General features: G+C 62.8%; 13 protein-coding genes. 6 read left to right on the forward strand and 7 right to left on the reverse strand.

The window, feature by feature from the left end:
• Nucleotides 1–18: 18 nt before the first annotated feature.
• The 3 genes from PSFL_RS04255 (at nucleotide 19) to PSFL_RS04265 (ending at nucleotide 2,885) form a co-directional block, all read left to right on the forward strand.
• Nucleotides 19–1,653 carry a methyl-accepting chemotaxis protein gene (locus PSFL_RS04255; protein WP_170045613.1) on the forward strand — a complete coding sequence of 545 codons (1,635 nt, stop codon included), beginning with the start codon at nucleotides 19–21 and terminating at the stop codon, nucleotides 1,651–1,653.
• A gap of 147 nt (nucleotides 1,654–1,800) precedes the next feature.
• Nucleotides 1,801–2,364 carry a nicotinamide riboside transporter PnuC gene (gene pnuC, locus PSFL_RS04260; RefSeq protein ID WP_057440095.1) on the forward strand — a complete coding sequence of 188 codons (564 nt, stop codon included), beginning with the start codon at nucleotides 1,801–1,803 and terminating at the stop codon, nucleotides 2,362–2,364.
• Nucleotides 2,361–2,885 (forward strand): AAA family ATPase, encoded by a 525-nt coding sequence (locus PSFL_RS04265; protein WP_115128148.1) that lies wholly within the window; start codon nucleotides 2,361–2,363, stop codon nucleotides 2,883–2,885. Before pnuC ends, PSFL_RS04265 begins: the two co-directional genes overlap by 4 nt.
• Before the next feature lie 5 nt (nucleotides 2,886–2,890).
• Here PSFL_RS04265 and PSFL_RS04270 read toward each other — a convergent pair whose 3' ends face one another.
• On the reverse strand, nucleotides 2,891–5,179 hold the full coding sequence (locus PSFL_RS04270) for an acylase (RefSeq protein WP_397469748.1): 2,289 nt from the start codon (nucleotides 5,177–5,179) through the stop codon (nucleotides 2,891–2,893).
• 253 nt (nucleotides 5,180–5,432) lie between these two features.
• Here PSFL_RS04270 and PSFL_RS04275 point away from each other — a divergent pair, with 253 nt between their 5' ends.
• The gene (locus PSFL_RS04275) at nucleotides 5,433–5,813 is read left to right on the forward strand and encodes a fe2+ zn2+ uptake regulation protein (RefSeq protein ID WP_169990082.1); all 381 of its coding nucleotides are present in this window, start codon (nucleotides 5,433–5,435) and stop codon (nucleotides 5,811–5,813) included.
• 1 nt (nucleotide 5,814) lies between these two features.
• Here the strand turns inward: PSFL_RS04275 and PSFL_RS04280 are convergent, their stop codons facing one another.
• From PSFL_RS04280 to PSFL_RS04305, 6 genes are all read right to left on the reverse strand, one after another.
• Entirely contained in the window at nucleotides 5,815–6,009 is a 195-nt protein-coding gene (locus tag PSFL_RS04280) for a hypothetical protein (RefSeq protein ID WP_057440092.1), read from the reverse strand.
• Between the two features lie 255 nt (nucleotides 6,010–6,264).
• Nucleotides 6,265–7,038, reverse strand: a complete 774-nt coding sequence (locus tag PSFL_RS04285) for an enoyl-CoA hydratase (RefSeq protein WP_115128145.1) — start codon at nucleotides 7,036–7,038, stop codon at nucleotides 6,265–6,267.
• Between the two features lie 14 nt (nucleotides 7,039–7,052).
• Nucleotides 7,053–8,180, reverse strand: coding sequence for an acyl-CoA dehydrogenase (locus PSFL_RS04290; RefSeq protein ID WP_115128144.1), 1,128 nt, complete (start codon nucleotides 8,178–8,180; stop codon nucleotides 7,053–7,055).
• 9 nt (nucleotides 8,181–8,189) lie between these two features.
• Nucleotides 8,190–9,383 (reverse strand): acetyl-CoA C-acyltransferase, encoded by a 1,194-nt coding sequence (locus PSFL_RS04295; RefSeq protein ID WP_169990081.1) that lies wholly within the window; start codon nucleotides 9,381–9,383, stop codon nucleotides 8,190–8,192.
• A gap of 12 nt (nucleotides 9,384–9,395) precedes the next feature.
• Nucleotides 9,396–10,163, reverse strand: a complete 768-nt coding sequence (locus PSFL_RS04300) for an SDR family NAD(P)-dependent oxidoreductase (protein ID WP_169961010.1) — start codon at nucleotides 10,161–10,163, stop codon at nucleotides 9,396–9,398.
• Between the two features lie 21 nt (nucleotides 10,164–10,184).
• Entirely contained in the window at nucleotides 10,185–11,837 is a 1,653-nt protein-coding gene (locus PSFL_RS04305; RefSeq protein WP_057440087.1) for an AMP-binding protein, read from the reverse strand.
• A 254-nt stretch (nucleotides 11,838–12,091) separates the two neighbouring features.
• On the opposite strand from PSFL_RS04305, the gene PSFL_RS04310 reads away from it, so the two are divergent.
• On the forward strand, nucleotides 12,092–12,985 hold the full coding sequence (locus PSFL_RS04310) for a bestrophin family protein (RefSeq protein WP_115128142.1): 894 nt from the start codon (nucleotides 12,092–12,094) through the stop codon (nucleotides 12,983–12,985).
• A 75-nt stretch (nucleotides 12,986–13,060) separates the two neighbouring features.
• Nucleotides 13,061–14,119, forward strand: coding sequence for a HEAT repeat domain-containing protein (locus PSFL_RS04315; protein ID WP_057440085.1), 1,059 nt, complete (start codon nucleotides 13,061–13,063; stop codon nucleotides 14,117–14,119).
• Nucleotides 14,120–14,229 lie beyond the last annotated feature (110 nt).

The raw sequence follows: 14,229 nt of genomic DNA on the forward strand, positions 1-14,229 counted from the left end.
ACGCGGAGTGACAAGACTATGAACAGTTTGCGCAATATGTCGATCAGCCGGCGCCTCTGGATGATCCTGATAGTCGCCGTGTTGATGTTGATGACCCTGGGTTTGCTGATGCTCAAGCAGATCCACGACGACCTCTACCAGGCCAAGAGCCAGAAAACCCAGCATGTGGTGCAGACTGCCAGCGGAATTCTGAATTTTTATCACGGCCTTGAAACCACCGGGGTGCTGACCCGCGAGGCTGCGCAGAAACAAGCCTTGAGTGTGGTGCGTGGCCTGCGCTACGACCAGAACGACTATTTCTGGATCAATGACCTGACGCCGGTGATGATCATGCACCCGGCCAACCCCAAGCTCGACGGCCAGAACCTTTCGGCCATCCGCGATCCGGACGGCTTTGCGATCTTCAATGAGTTCGTCACCCTGGCCAAGGCCAAGGGCGTCGGCATGGTCGATTACCGCTGGCCGAAACCCGGCGCGGCTGAGCCCGTGGCCAAGACCTCCTATATCCAGTTGTTCGAGCCCTGGGGCTGGATTATTGGCTCCGGCGTCTACGTGGACGACGTACAGGCACAATTTCGCGGTCAGGTCTGGAAAGCCTCACTGATCGGCCTGGGCATTGCCCTGATCATGGCCCTGCTGGTGGTGCTGATTGCCCGCAGCATCGTGCGCCCGTTGCAGGAAGCGGTGCATGCCATGGCCAACATCGCCAGTGGCGAAAGCGACCTGACCCGCAGCCTCGACACCCACGGCCAGGACGAAGTCACGCAACTGTCCCGACACTTCAACACCTTCACCGCCAAACTGCGCCAGGTGGTCAGCCAGTTGCAGGTGTGCGCCAATGCCCTGGCCCAGTCGTCCGCCGAGCTTGGCAGCAATGCCAGCCAAGCCCATGACCGCAGCCAGCAACAATCCCAGCAAATGGAACTGGTGGCCACTGCCATCAATGAAGTGACCTACGGCGTCCAGGACGTGGCGAAGAATGCCGAGCACGCCGCCAGCGAAATGCGTGACGCGCAGACCCAGGCCGAACAGGGCCAAGTCAATATCGACGGCAGCCTGCAACAGATCGACGCGCTGTCCGGCACCATCAGCCAGGCGGTGGAAGTGATCCGCACCCTGTCCACCGAAAGCACGCAGATTGGCGGGGTGCTGGAGGTGATTCGCTCGATTGCCGAGCAGACCAACCTGCTGGCTCTCAACGCCGCCATCGAAGCGGCCCGCGCCGGTGAACAAGGCCGTGGTTTTGCCGTGGTCGCCGACGAAGTGCGCCTGCTGGCCCAGCGCACGCAAAAATCCACTGCCGAAATCCAGAACATGATCGAGCGCCTGCAAGGGCATTCCGAAGCAGCGGTCAAGGTCATCAGCGACAGCCACCAGGCCTCGCAACTGACCATCGAACAAGCCGGCCAGGCGGGCGCCAGCCTGAATGCCATCGGCCAGGCCCTGCGCAACCTCAACGGCCTGAACGCCTCGATTGCCAGCGCGACCCTGCAACAGGCCCACGTGGTGGAAGACATCAACCAGAACGTGACCCAGGCCGCCGGCCTGTCCCATAGCACTGCGCTGGCGGCCCAGCAATCGAGCGAGGCCAGCGTGCATCTGAAGGACTTGAGCGAAGAACTCAACGGCCTCCTGCGCCAGTTCAAGGTCTAGCCCTCCTCCCGACAGCAGCCCGCTCGCCACAGCGAGCGGGTTTGCCACAGCAATCCCTCTTCCCATAATTAGCCCCCGGCCTGGACAGGATTTTGCCCGGCCGGTTGGGTACAATCGCCCTCCTCTTCGACTCTTCCAAGGAATCCCATGTCCGGGCTTGAACTGTTTGCCGCCGCGCTGGGGGTGATTGCCGTCTGGTTGACGGTCAAGCAGAACCCGTGGTGCTGGCCGATCGGCCTGGTCATGGTGCTGCTGTACACCTGGGTGTTCTTCGAGGTGAAGCTGTATTCCGACATGCTGCTGCAAGTGGTGTATGCCGGCCTGCAGGTCTACGGTTGGTGGCAATGGACCCGTGCCGGCGAGGTCAAGCAAGGGCGCCAGGTCAGCAGTCTTGGCAGCCAGGCTATCCTCCTGAGCCTGACGGTTGGCGCAGTCGGCAGCCTGTTGCTGGGCGCCGCCATGGCGCACTGGACCGATGCTGCACAACCCTGGCTGGACGCCGCCCTGACCGGCTTCAGCCTGGTGGCGCAGATGTGGATGGCGCAAAAACGCGTGCAATGCTGGGCACTATGGATTGTGGTCGATGTGATTTTTGTCGGCCTGTTTGTCTACAAGGGGCTGTACCTGACGGCCGCGCTCTATGCCCTGTTCACAGTGATTGCCGTACAAGGCTGGCGCGAATGGCGCGCCGATCCGGCGTTGCGCACATGAAGGTGCTGGTGATGGCAGGCCCCGAGTCCAGCGGTAAAAGCTGGCTGGCCGAGCAGTTGCAGGCGCATTTCGGTGCGGTGCTGGTGGGCGAGTATGTGCGCTATTTCATCGACCACTACCAGCGTGATACGACCCTCGCCGACATCCCGGACATCGCCCGTGGCCAACTGGCCTGGGAAGATGCCGGCCGTGCCCGGCAGCCGCAACTGCTGATACTCGATACTCACCTGCTGACCAACAAGCTGTGGAGCCTGACGCTGTTTGGCGATGCCCCCGCGTGGCTCGACGAGGCACTGCTGGCCCGCCATTACGACCTGCACCTGTTGCTGTCGCCCGAAGGCATTGGCTGGACCGCCGACGGTCAACGCTGCCAGCCGGACCTGGCCGACCGCCGGGCCTTCTTCCAGGCCAGCCGCGACTGGCTGGAGCAGCATCAGCAACCGTACAAGGTGATTGGCGGGGATTGGCAGGCACGCCATGACCAGGCGTTTGCCGCCGTGGCGCACCTGCTCGGCCAATAAAGCCCCTACTCGTGGATCAACTGCCGTTGATACTGTGGGTCAGCCTTGATCTGCTGTTCGGTAAACGGCAACGGGCTGAGCTTTTTCGCGGAAAACGCCTGGGTCTGGTCCTTGAAGTACGGCGACGCCGGATCGCTGGACAGTGAGAACGCCAACACGCCTTCCGCTTTCGGCCCCTGGTCGTCGAAGGTGATGATCTGCAAGTAACTGCTGCCGCTGACCACCTCACGCTTGCCATCGGCCCTCGGCACGCTTTGCATGGCGTTGTAGATCCCCAGTTCCTGTGGGCCACCGTGCATCGGGGTGCTGCCCGAGACCTGGATATCGCCCCAACGAGTGCCTTCTTTCAACCCCGATTCACTCACCTGCGCCATTGACGCCAGCATTGCCTCACGCAACGCCTTGGCCACCTCCGGCTGCTCGATGAGCAACCCGCGCGGGGTGGTTTGTGGGTGGTCCGGGTCAAACGCAACGCGCCACACCTGCGGCACTTGCTGCAGGTGCTCCATGACCTGGAAGAAATGCACCAGGCCCAGGCCGCTGTCGAGGTTGGCCTTCTGGTCCCAGTCCTTGAGGCGGGTACACAGGGTTTTCAGGGCGGCATCCGTCTGTTGCGCGCAGAACTTGAGCAGGTCCGGCATCACCTGCCCAGCCAGGTACACCTGGTTATCCAGCACCATGTGTTGCAAATCGGCGACGGTGATCGGCTGTGTGTCCAGGTCCTGCAAGCGCTGCAAGGCAAAACGCGAACGTGCGCCCAGGGCAATGTGATCCTGGCTGACCACCGGCGAAAAGCCGGCCAGCGGGGCCTTGGGGTTGGCCATCCAGGCCGAATCGTTGGAGTGCTGCACGTAGTCCCGGCGCGCCAGTTGCGGCAGTTGATCAGCGGCAAAGATCCCCGGCTGGGCGGCGCGCGGGTCGATATCCCAGGCGCAGGCACTGTGGGCACCGTCAAGCATGATCATCTGCAGACCGGCACGCGGGTCGCTGCATTGTTCGAGTTTTTTTGCACTGACGTTCGGCACCACCGACAGGTTCATATACAGGCTCTGCCCCTGATCGTCCGCCGCCAGGGTGTTGACCCAGGGAATGCCTTGCAGGCGGTGTACCGAGGCTTGCAAGTCCTTGAGGCTGCGGGCCTGGTTCATCGCGTACCACTGCTGCAGCACGCGGTCATTGCCCAGGTTGGCGTCGCGCAGGCTGAAAGCGTATTGCGCGTTCCAGTCGAGCTTGCCCGGCCATTGCACCACGGGCCCGAACTGCGAACTGTAGACCGTTTGGGTGTGGGCCTCGGCACCCTTGACCTGTACCGTTACCTGGGTTTTCTGCAGGGGGATCGACTTGCCGTCGAGCAAATAGCGGGTCGGGTCCTTCGGGTCCAGGGTCAGGCGATACAGGGTGAAATGCTTGGATGTGTCCACCGTATGGGTCCAGGCCACATGCTGGTTGAAGCCGATATTGACCACCGGCAGGCCCGGCAAGGCGGCGCCCATTACGTCCAGCTGACCAGGAATGGTCAGGTGCATCTGATAAAAACGCATGCCGCCGATCCACGGGAAATGCGGGTTGGCCAGTAACATGCCGCGCCCGTTGAACGAGCGCTCGCTGCCCACCGCCACCGCGTTGCTGCCCCGATCCAGGGCAAAGCGTTGCTGCTTCAAGGTGGCGACCTCAAACGCTCGCACATCGCTCTGCACCGCCACGCCTGGCTGGGGTGGTGTCGCCCCCGCCAAGGCCTCGGCGAATTGCCCCACGCCACCTTCCACCAGCAACCGCCGGGTCAGCTTGATCAGGTCATCGGTCGTGATCGGCCGCACCCAGGCGCCCTGGCACTGCATCGGTCGGTCCTTGGCCCCGCGCTCTTGCAGGTAGCGGTTGTAACCCGCCGCATAGCCGGCAAGACGCTGCTGCATCTGCGGGGTCTGCGCCTTCCAGAAAGCCGTCACTGCTTCGGGCGTATTGAGCCAGGTAAAGAACACATCGCTGGTCAGGTTGTTGCGCTCTTCCAGGGTCGCCTGCTCGGCACCGAAGTAGCGGGCGCGCTGGCCATTGACCGTGACCACTTCGTTGGCCAGCAGGCACAGGTTGTCCTGCGCGTAGGCATAGCCGATGCCATAGCCCAGGCCGCGCTCATCGTTGGCGCGGATATGCGGGATACCAAACCCGGTGCGGCGGATATCGGCGCTCAGTGTGCCCACCTGCACGTCGCTCACCTGGCGGGCCGTCGCACACAGGCTCACCCCCAGCAACACACCCGCCACGCAAACCCTGGACAACCCGTTGGAAATAATCACGCAGCCCCCATCATCAAGCCAAATTGAACGCCCAAGGCGGGGCCGACTCGCCAACACCAGCCCATGGATAAAGACGTAGAAATCCGCAGAAATTTAGGCCGCGCGCGCCTTATTTACCGGCGCCAGGAAGGTGACAGACGTAAGACCGAAAAAATTTATCCGGCTTGGACTTCATGATTTGCGTGGCTCATACGTCTTATTAGCTAGAGAGCACCATCGTTTTCCTGATCAGGCTCTGATAAGGAGTTTTTGCATGCACAACCCGCAACTGCCCACGGACGGACATTTTATGGCACACGACGCCGCTTTCGGCGCAAGTAACCCAGCCTTCGGCAAGGCCCCCGAGCATCAAGGCAACCAACGCATCCGGCATCTGCTCAAGTGTTTTGGGTTGCGTACCAGCCTGATCCGGCTGAAAGTCATCGACGCCCTGCTCACCGCCGCCGAGAACGGCCGCTCGCTGGGTGTACGGGGTGTGCACAGCCACTTGCTGGAACTGGGCATCCCGCTGTCGTTTCTCAGTGTGCGCGAGGTGCTCAAGCGCCTGTGCAGCGAGGGCGTGATCACCCTCAACAGCGACAAAAGCTACAGCCTCCATGAAGAGGCTGCCAAGGTCCTGGCGACCAGCGCCTGACTTACAGGTTGGGCTTGACCTTGCGGCGCATGATGCCGTTGATCACCACCACAATCACCGCCACGGCAATGGCGATGTACTGGAACGTCTTCTCACTGATGGCGCCGATGTTCTGCAAATAGGACAGGCCAAACATCGTGCCGAGGACGACCAGGGAAATCAGAATCGAGTAAATCAAGCGTTGCTTCTGGGTCATGACGGGTTCCTGAAACCTGAAAATTGTATCTGGGGCGTATCAGGGCCTCATGTTACAGGCGATAAAGCGCTTTGGCATGACCCTATTTGCCTTGCCAGCGCAACGGTTGTGGCGAGCGGGCTTGCCCGCGCTGGGCTGCGTAGCAGCCCCAATACACCCAGCGCATTGCTTCAGTTGAACACGCGGGGCTGGATTTCAGGGCTGCTACGCATCCCAACGCGGGCTAGCCCGCTCGCCACGGGGCAGTTGAGGGGCTTATTGGTCCTTGAACTGCGGCGCACGCTTGGCCACGAACGCGGCCATGCCTTCCTTCTGATCCTGGGTCGCGAAGGCGGCGTGGAACACCCGGCGCTCAAAGCGCACGCCTTCCGACAGGCTGACTTCAAAGGCGCGGTTCACGCTTTCCTTGACCATCATGCTGATCGGCACGGATTTGCTGGCGATCAGCGCCGCAACCTTGAGCGCCTCGTCCAGCAGTTCGTCCGCCGGCACAATCCGCGCCACGATGCCGCAACGCTCGGCCTCCACGGCGTCGATAAAACGCCCGGTCAGGCACATCTCCATGGCCTTGGCCTTGCCCACCGCACGGGTCAGGCGCTGGGTGCCGCCCATGCCCGGCAGGACGCCGAGGTTGACTTCCGGCTGGCCGAACTTGGCCGTGTCACCGGCCAGGATAAAGTCGCACATCAACGCCAGTTCACAGCCGCCACCTAGGGCAAAACCATTGACCGCCGCGATGATCGGCTTGCGGCGGTTGGCCACACGGTCGCTGTCGCTAAACAGATCATCAAGGTAGATCTGCGGGTAGGTCAGCTCGGCCATTTCCTTGATATCGGCGCCAGCGGCAAAGGCTTTCTTCGAGCCGGTCAACACGATGCAACCGATGTCGGGATTGGCTTCCAGGCTGTCCAGGGCCTGGTTCACTTCGCTGACCAATTGCGCGTTCAAGGCATTCAGCGCCTGGGGGCGATTGAGGGTAATCAGCCCGACACGGCCTTGAACGTCGAGCAAAATGGTTTCATAACTCATTGATCCGTTCCTCTTCAAAGATTGCGCGAAATGACCATGCGCTGAATATCACTGGTGCCTTCATAAATCTGGCAGACCCGCACATCACGGTAGATCCGCTCCAACGGGAAGTCGCTCAGGTAACCGTATCCACCCAGGGTTTGCAAGGCGGCAGAACAGACTTTCTCGGCCATTTCCGAGGCAAACAGCTTGGCCATGGACGCCTCCACCAGCGCAGGCTTGCCGCTGTCGCGCAGGGCCGCCGCGTAGTGCACCATCTGCCGGGCCACGGCGATCTGGGTGGCCATGTCCGCCAGGCGAAACGCTACAGCCTGGTGCTCGATCAGCGGTTTGCCGAAGCTTTCCCGCTCACGGGCGTAATCCCGGGCAGCTTCGAACGCCGCACGGGCCATGCCCACTGATTGCGAGGCAATACCCACGCGACCGCCCTCCAGGTTGGCCAGGGCGATTTTGTAGCCTTCGCCCTCCTCGCCCAGGCGGTTGGCGACCGGCACCTTCACATCCTCAAACAGAATCTGACAGGTGTCGGACGCATGCTGGCCCAGCTTGTCCTCGACCCGCGCGACGGTGTAGCCCGGCGAGTCAGTGGGCACGATAAACGCGCTGATCCCACGCTTGCCGGCCGCAGGATCGGTCACGGCAAATACAATCACCACCCCGGCGTTCTGCCCGGAGGTGATGAACTGTTTGCAGCCATTGAGCACGTAATGATCGCCTTCAAGACGCGCGCGGGTTTTCAGGCTGCTGGCATCGGACCCGGCCTGGGGCTCGGTCAAGGCAAACGCACCGAGCATTGCGCCGCTGGCCAGGGGTTTGAGGAATTGTTCTTTCTGCTGGTCATTGCCGAACTTGAGGATGGGCACGCAGCCCACCGAGTTGTGCACGCTCATGATGGTCGAGCAGGCGCCATCACCGGCAGCGACCTCTTCCAGGGCCATGGCATAGGCCAGGTAGCCGGTGTCGCAGCCGCCCCACTGTTCCGGCACGAGCATGCCGAAAAAGCCCAGCTCGGCCATCTCAGCGATAGCCTCCCTGGGGAAGCGATGCTCGCGGTCCCACTCGGCAGCGAACGGTTTGAGCCGCTCCTGGGCGAATTGCCGGGCCGCGTCGCTGATTTGCAGTTGTTCATCATTGGGCAACATAAAAATTCCTTAATCCAGGCATTCGACGGCCATGGCCGTGGCTTCACCGCCGCCGATGCAGATGGCTGCAACGCCGCGCTTGAGGCCCCGCTGGCGCAGCGCTGAAAGCAGGGTCACGAGGATCCGCGCGCCGGATGCGCCAATCGGATGCCCCAGGGCACACGCCCCACCGTGGACGTTGACCTTGTCGTGGGGGATTTCCAGCTTGCTCATGGTCACCAGGCTGACCACGGCAAAGGCTTCGTTGATCTCGAACAGGTCGACATCGCCCAGGTCCCAGCCGGTCTTGCTCATCAGCTTGCGAATCGCCCCCACCGGCGCCACCGGGAACAGCCCCGGCTCATCGGCAAAGGCCGCATGGCCGTGGATCACTGCCAGAGGCTTGAGCCCACGCTTCTGCGCTTCGGACTGGCGCATCATCAGCAAGGCCGCCGCGCCGTCGGAGATCGAGCTGGAGTTGGCCGCCGTCACCGTGCCGCCTTCGCGGAACGCCGGCTTCAAGGTGGCGATCTTGTCCAGGCGCGCCTTGGGCGGCTGCTCGTCGTCAGTGATGGTCTTTTGTTCCTTGCCCACGGTGACCTGCACCGGGACGATCTCGGCGCTGAAACGCCCGGCACTGATCGCCTGCTGGGCGCGGGTCAGCGAGGCAATGGCAAACGCATCCTGGGTTTCGCGAGTAAAGCCATTGGCCTCGGCGCAATCCTCGGCAAAGGTGCCCATCAGGCGGCCCTTGTCATAGGCGTCTTCGAGGCCGTCGAGGAACATATGGTCAAGCACCCGGCCATGGCCCATGCGGTAGCCGCTACGGGCCCGATCCAGCAGGTACGGGGCATTGGACATGCTTTCCATGCCGCCGGCGATCACCACCTGCACGCTGCCGGCCAGCAGCGAGTCATGGGCGAGAATCGCCGCCTCCATGCCCGAACCGCACATTTTGTTGAGGGTGGTGCAACGTGTCGATTTATCCAGGCCGGCACCCAGCGCGGCCTGGCGTGCCGGGGCCTGGCCGAGACCGGCGGGCAGCACGCAACCGAACAGCACTTCATCCACGGCGTCGTGGGCGATACCGGCGCGCTCGACAGCCGCACGAATCGCGGCGGCGCCCAGTTGCGGCGCGGTCAGGCCCTTGAGGTCGCCCTGGAAGCCGCCCATGGGCGTGCGTACGGCGCTGACAACAACAATCGGATCGTGAAGCTGAGTCATGACAAATCCTCCTTACTTGGCCGCCATGCGCAAGGCCCCGTCAAGACGGATCACCTCGCCATTGAGCATGCTGTTTTCAATGATATGCCGGGCCAGCGCGGCGTATTCGGCCGGTTTGCCCAGGCGTGGCGGGAACGGCACGCCGGCCGCCAGGGAGTCACGAACCTCCGGGGTCATGCCGGCCATCATCGGTGTTTCAAAAATGCCCGGGGCGATGGTCATCACGCGGATGCCGAAGCGCGCCAGTTCACGGGCGGCGGGCAGGGTCAGGCTGGCAATCGCGCCCTTGGACGCCGCGTAGGCGGCCTGGCCGATCTGCCCGTCGAAGGCCGCCACCGAAGCGGTGTTGATGATCACCCCGCGCTCACCGTCGACATCCGCCGTGGTTTCGGCAATCGCCGCTGCGGCCAGGCGCAGCAGGTTGAAGCTGCCGACCAGGTTGACGTTGATCACCTGGGCAAAGCTGGCCAGGGCATGGGGCCCATTCTTGCCGAGGATTTTCTCGCCGCGCACCACCCCCGCGCAGTTGACCAGGCCATGCAGGGCGCCAAACGCCGCCACCGTGGCCTGTACCGCAGCTTCAGCGGCCGCTTCCTGGCTGATATCCGCGACCACACTGCGCGCCTGCGCGCCCAGTTTTGCAGCCTGGGCCGCCACGGCGTCGGCATTCAGGTCCACCAGCATCACCTTGGCGCCTGCGGCCACCAGCATTTCGGCGGTAGCCGCGCCGAGGCCCGAAGCGCCGCCGCTGACCATAAATACCTTGTTTTCAATCTGCATCGTTGTTTCCTTAAAAAGGGATCAAGCCGTAGTCGCTGCCTGGACCTTGGCGATTTCCTGGTTACGCAAAATAAACCGCTGCAGCTTGCCGCTCGGGGTCTTGGGCAAGTCGCTGACAAATTCGATTTCCCGTGGGTAGGCGTGGGCCGCCAGGCGCTTGCGCACATGCAGGCGCAGTTCCTCGGCCAACGCGGCGTCGGCGCGGTACTGGCTGTTGATCACCACAAAAGCCTTGACCAGTTCGGTGCGCTCGGCGTCCGGCTTGCCGACCACCGCGGCTTCGATCACCGCCGGGTGCTCGACCAAGGCGCTTTCCACATCAAACGGTCCTACCCGGTAGCCAGACGTCGTGATCACATCGTCGCTGCGCCCGACAAAACTGATGCTGCCATCGGGGTTCAATTCCACGGTGTCGCCGCTCAAGTAGTACTTGCCGACGAAGGCCTTGGTCTTGACCCCTTCATAGCCGGCGAACCAGCACATCGGTGACTGCTCGCGGTCGATCGCCAGGATGCCGGGCTGGCCGGCGGGCAGTTCCTGGTGGTTGTCGTCCAGTACCACGATGCGGTGCCCCGGCGAGGCAAAGCCGGCGGAGCCGACATGCACCGGGTGTTCCAGGCCGTGGTGGTTGCACAGGACCATGCCCAGTTCGGTCTGGCCGTAATGGTCGTGGATGGTCACCCCCAGGTTATCGGCGAACCAGCGGATCACTTCCGGGTTCAGCGGCTCGCCGGCGCTGCTGACAATGCGCAACCGGCCCTTGATCGAGCGCGCGAACTGTTCGCCACCGGCGATCAGCAGGCGGTAGGCCGTGGGCGAACCGGTCAGGTTGGTGATCCCGTATTTGTTGATGACCCGGCAGGTGCTTTCCAGGGTGAACGGGCCATCGTAGAAGGTGATCGGATGGCCCATGGACAACGGCCCAGTCACACCGAAGTAGATGCCATAGGCCCAGCCCGGGTCGGCGACGTTCCAGAACGCGTCTTCGGGGCGCAGGTCCACGGCGTCGCGGGTATAACTCTGGAACGCAACCAGGGCCTTGAGCGGCACGGCCAGGGCTTTCGACGGGCCGGTGGTGCCAGAGGTGAACATCAGCAGGAATGGATCATCGGCGCCCAGCAGTACCGGTTCGCACACATTCGAATAGTTGGGCAACTCGGCCCAGAAGCTGAAATCGCCGCGCACAATGCCTTCGCCCTTGGCGCCGGCCACGGTGACGATGGTCGGGCAGTCAGCGACTTCGGCAAGCTTGCTGCGGTTGACCGCGTCGGTCACCACCAGCGCCGCGCCGGAGCTGTTCAGGCGATGCTCGATGGCCTTGGGGCCAAAGGCCGTGAACAGCGGTTGATAGACCGCGCCGATGCGCCAGGTGGCGAGCACCGTCACCAGCAATTCGGCAGTGCGTGGCAACAGGCCGGCGACCTTGTCGCCACGCTTGACGCCCTGGGCCAGGAGGAAGTTGGCCAAACGCGCCGCCTGATCCTGCAATTCGCTGAAGGTCACGGTGGCGCTGCGGCCATCCTTGCCCTCCCAAAACAACGCAATGCGCCCCGGCAACGCGTGCCGGTCGCAGCATTCGACGCAGGCGTTGAGCGCCTGCAAGTGGCCGGCCAGTGCGGCCTCGACGGTTTGCTGGTAGTTGAACTGGGTGGTAGCAGCCAAATAATCGCGCATCGTGGCAAATCCCTGTGTCTTTTGTTGTTTTGGGGGGCGTGCTTTTGCGGGGTTGAATCAGGGGAAATAGTGGCGCCAGAGCGGCGCAGGGACAATGGTCAAAGCTTTCAATGTGGCTGACTGGTTTGGCCAATGGCGCCATGGACCAAACCGTTGCGTCATAGAGGCCAACAATCAGCCGGTCAACGCAAGCGATTGGACGCCCCGCCCGCCGGCTTCTAATCTGAGGGCCTGCGCCACGAAGAAGCCCCTCGATGATTGTTCGCCCCAAACCCAACCTATTCGGCATCCTGTTCTCCCTCAAGGGTTCGATTGCCAAGCGTATTGCCCTGCGCAGCCTGCTGGTGACCCTGCTGGCCTCGGTGATCGTGCTGGTGGAAACCCTGCACCCGGCCTATTTCTCCAAGGTCAACGCCACGCCGTTCACCCTGCTCGGGCTGTCGCTGTCGATTTTCATGAGTTTTCGCAACAACGCCTGCTACGACCGCTGGTGGGAAGGCCGCAAGCAACTGGGGCAGATGGTCATTGAAATCCGCTCGCTGATCCGCGAAACCCAGGTTTTCACTCAGCCCGGCGAGCGCGAGGGGCTGTTGCGCGGCCTGTGTGGTTTTGCCCATGGCCTGGTGGCGCGCCTGCGCCTGGAAGACGAGGCCCGTGCCATCCAGCCGTGGGTCAATGTCGAGCCCGGCCACCCGAACCTGCCGGACCGGATCCTGCAAACCCTCGGCGCCCACTGCTCGGATGCCGCGCAACAGGGGCGGATCAGCGACTGGCGCTACACCCAGCTGGAAACCCGCCTGGTGGGGCTCAGCCAAGTCCAGGCGGCGTGCGAACGGATCAAGAGCACACCGCTGCCCTTCCCCTACACGTTGCTGCTGCACCGCACCATCTATCTGTTCTGCATCCTGCTGCCCTTTGCCATGGCCGAGCCCCTGGGTTGGCTGACGCCGATTTTTACTGCCATCGTCAGCTACACCTTCTTTGGTCTGGATGAAATCGGCGATGACCTGGAGGACCCCTTCGGCTTCGACGAGAACGACCTGCCGTGCAATGCCATCGTGCGCACCCTGGAACGGGAGATCCTCGCCGCCCTGGGCGAAACTGCCCTGCCAGCGCCCCTGGAGCCCGTGGACTATGTGCTGACGTGACGCGGGTTTGACACTCGCCGGTGTCTGACCGAAGCTGAGCGCTTTGCACTAGCTGCCCAGCTTTCGGACGCCTGCATGTCAAAGTCACGCCGTTACGCGATCATCGGCCTGAGCGCCCTGTTATTGGTGGTACTGGTTTTTTGGTATTTCTCCCGCAGCCCGAGCGTGTCCGTGCCGCCGGCTGTTGCCCACGGTTACTCCAAAGCCCTGAAAAAAGCGCATAACGGCGAACCCGGCGCCGCGCGCGTGCTCTATCAGCAACTGGCGCGACCAGACCTGTCCGACGTGCGCCGCGCCGCCCTGCACAGCGAATTGCACAACTACCCAAGCCCCCAGGCCTTGAAGCTGGCGGACAAGGACTTGAGCCACCCATCCCCCCTGGTGCGCCAGGCAGCCATTGCCAGCATTGTCGGCCTGGTGCCCAGCGGCCAACGCACCCTGTTGCTGGGCCCGTTGCTCGAGGATGACGAGCAAAGCGTGCGATTTGCCGCCGCCAACGCCCTGCTGGGCCTGTCGCCCGACACCCTGGGCCTGTATTTCGGCCCCTTGCAGCTCGTGCTGGATGAGTATGTAAAGTACCTCAAGGCCCAGCCCGAAAGCCCTGATGGCTGGATCCAGCTGGCGCGCCTGTACATCCACAGCGCCCTGTTGCCCGAGGCCCAACATGCCCTGGAGCAGGCGCTGCGCCTGGACCCGGACAACCTGCCGGCGGTGGTTTCACGCATCGAGTTGCTGGATAAACAGGGCAAGGTCGATGACTCGCGCCAGATCCTCGCCACCCAACTGCAAGCCCACCCCGAGTCAGCCTATCTGCAACACGCCCTGGGCATGTGGCTGCTGCACCATGGCGAACGGGAATACGCACTGCTGGGCCTGTCCAAGGCGGTGGAGCTGGAGCCCGACAATCAGGATTACCGCTACGACCTGGCCACCACCTTGCATGACCAGGAGGAACTGGAAGCCGCCCAGCGCCAGTTGGAAGAAATCGTCCAGCGCCATCCCGCCAACCGCAAGGCACGGGTGCTGTTGATCAACTACTGGAAGGAAAGCGGCCAGTTGCAGAACGTGCAGGTACTGCTGGCCCAACTGGAGCAGCAAAACCCGGACGATCCCGCGCTGCAGCAGGGCCTTTGAAGCGCTGCAGGCATTGAAAACTGTGGATTGGCCTGCACAAAAACGAGAAAACGTTGAACCGCCCCACAGCCCCACGGTCAAGTGAATATGGCGCGCCTTAGCCGGCACGC

Source organism: Pseudomonas sp. DD1 (assembly GCF_044510355.1).
Classification (GTDB): Bacteria; Pseudomonadota; Gammaproteobacteria; order Pseudomonadales; family Pseudomonadaceae; genus Aquipseudomonas; species Aquipseudomonas shahriarae.

Excerpts from the sequence above, each read along its gene's own strand:
- PSFL_RS04255 (WP_170045613.1), top strand. The coding sequence starts at position 19 with ATGAACAGTTTGCGCAATATGTCGATCAGCCGGCGCCTCTGGATGATC.
- pnuC (WP_057440095.1), top strand. The coding sequence starts at position 1,801 with ATGTCCGGGCTTGAACTGTTTGCCGCCGCGCTGGGGGTGATTGCCGTC.
- PSFL_RS04265 (WP_115128148.1), top strand. The coding sequence starts at position 2,361 with ATGAAGGTGCTGGTGATGGCAGGCCCCGAGTCCAGCGGTAAAAGCTGG.
- PSFL_RS04275 (WP_169990082.1), top strand. The coding sequence starts at position 5,433 with ATGCACAACCCGCAACTGCCCACGGACGGACATTTTATGGCACACGAC.
- PSFL_RS04280 (WP_057440092.1), bottom strand. The coding sequence starts at position 6,009 with ATGACCCAGAAGCAACGCTTGATTTACTCGATTCTGATTTCCCTGGTC.
- PSFL_RS04285 (WP_115128145.1), bottom strand. The coding sequence starts at position 7,038 with ATGAGTTATGAAACCATTTTGCTCGACGTTCAAGGCCGTGTCGGGCTG.
- PSFL_RS04290 (WP_115128144.1), bottom strand. The coding sequence starts at position 8,180 with ATGTTGCCCAATGATGAACAACTGCAAATCAGCGACGCGGCCCGGCAA.
- PSFL_RS04295 (WP_169990081.1), bottom strand. The coding sequence starts at position 9,383 with ATGACTCAGCTTCACGATCCGATTGTTGTTGTCAGCGCCGTACGCACG.
- PSFL_RS04300 (WP_169961010.1), bottom strand. The coding sequence starts at position 10,163 with ATGCAGATTGAAAACAAGGTATTTATGGTCAGCGGCGGCGCTTCGGGC.
- PSFL_RS04305 (WP_057440087.1), bottom strand. The coding sequence starts at position 11,837 with ATGCGCGATTATTTGGCTGCTACCACCCAGTTCAACTACCAGCAAACC.
- PSFL_RS04310 (WP_115128142.1), top strand. The coding sequence starts at position 12,092 with ATGATTGTTCGCCCCAAACCCAACCTATTCGGCATCCTGTTCTCCCTC.
- PSFL_RS04315 (WP_057440085.1), top strand. The coding sequence starts at position 13,061 with ATGTCAAAGTCACGCCGTTACGCGATCATCGGCCTGAGCGCCCTGTTA.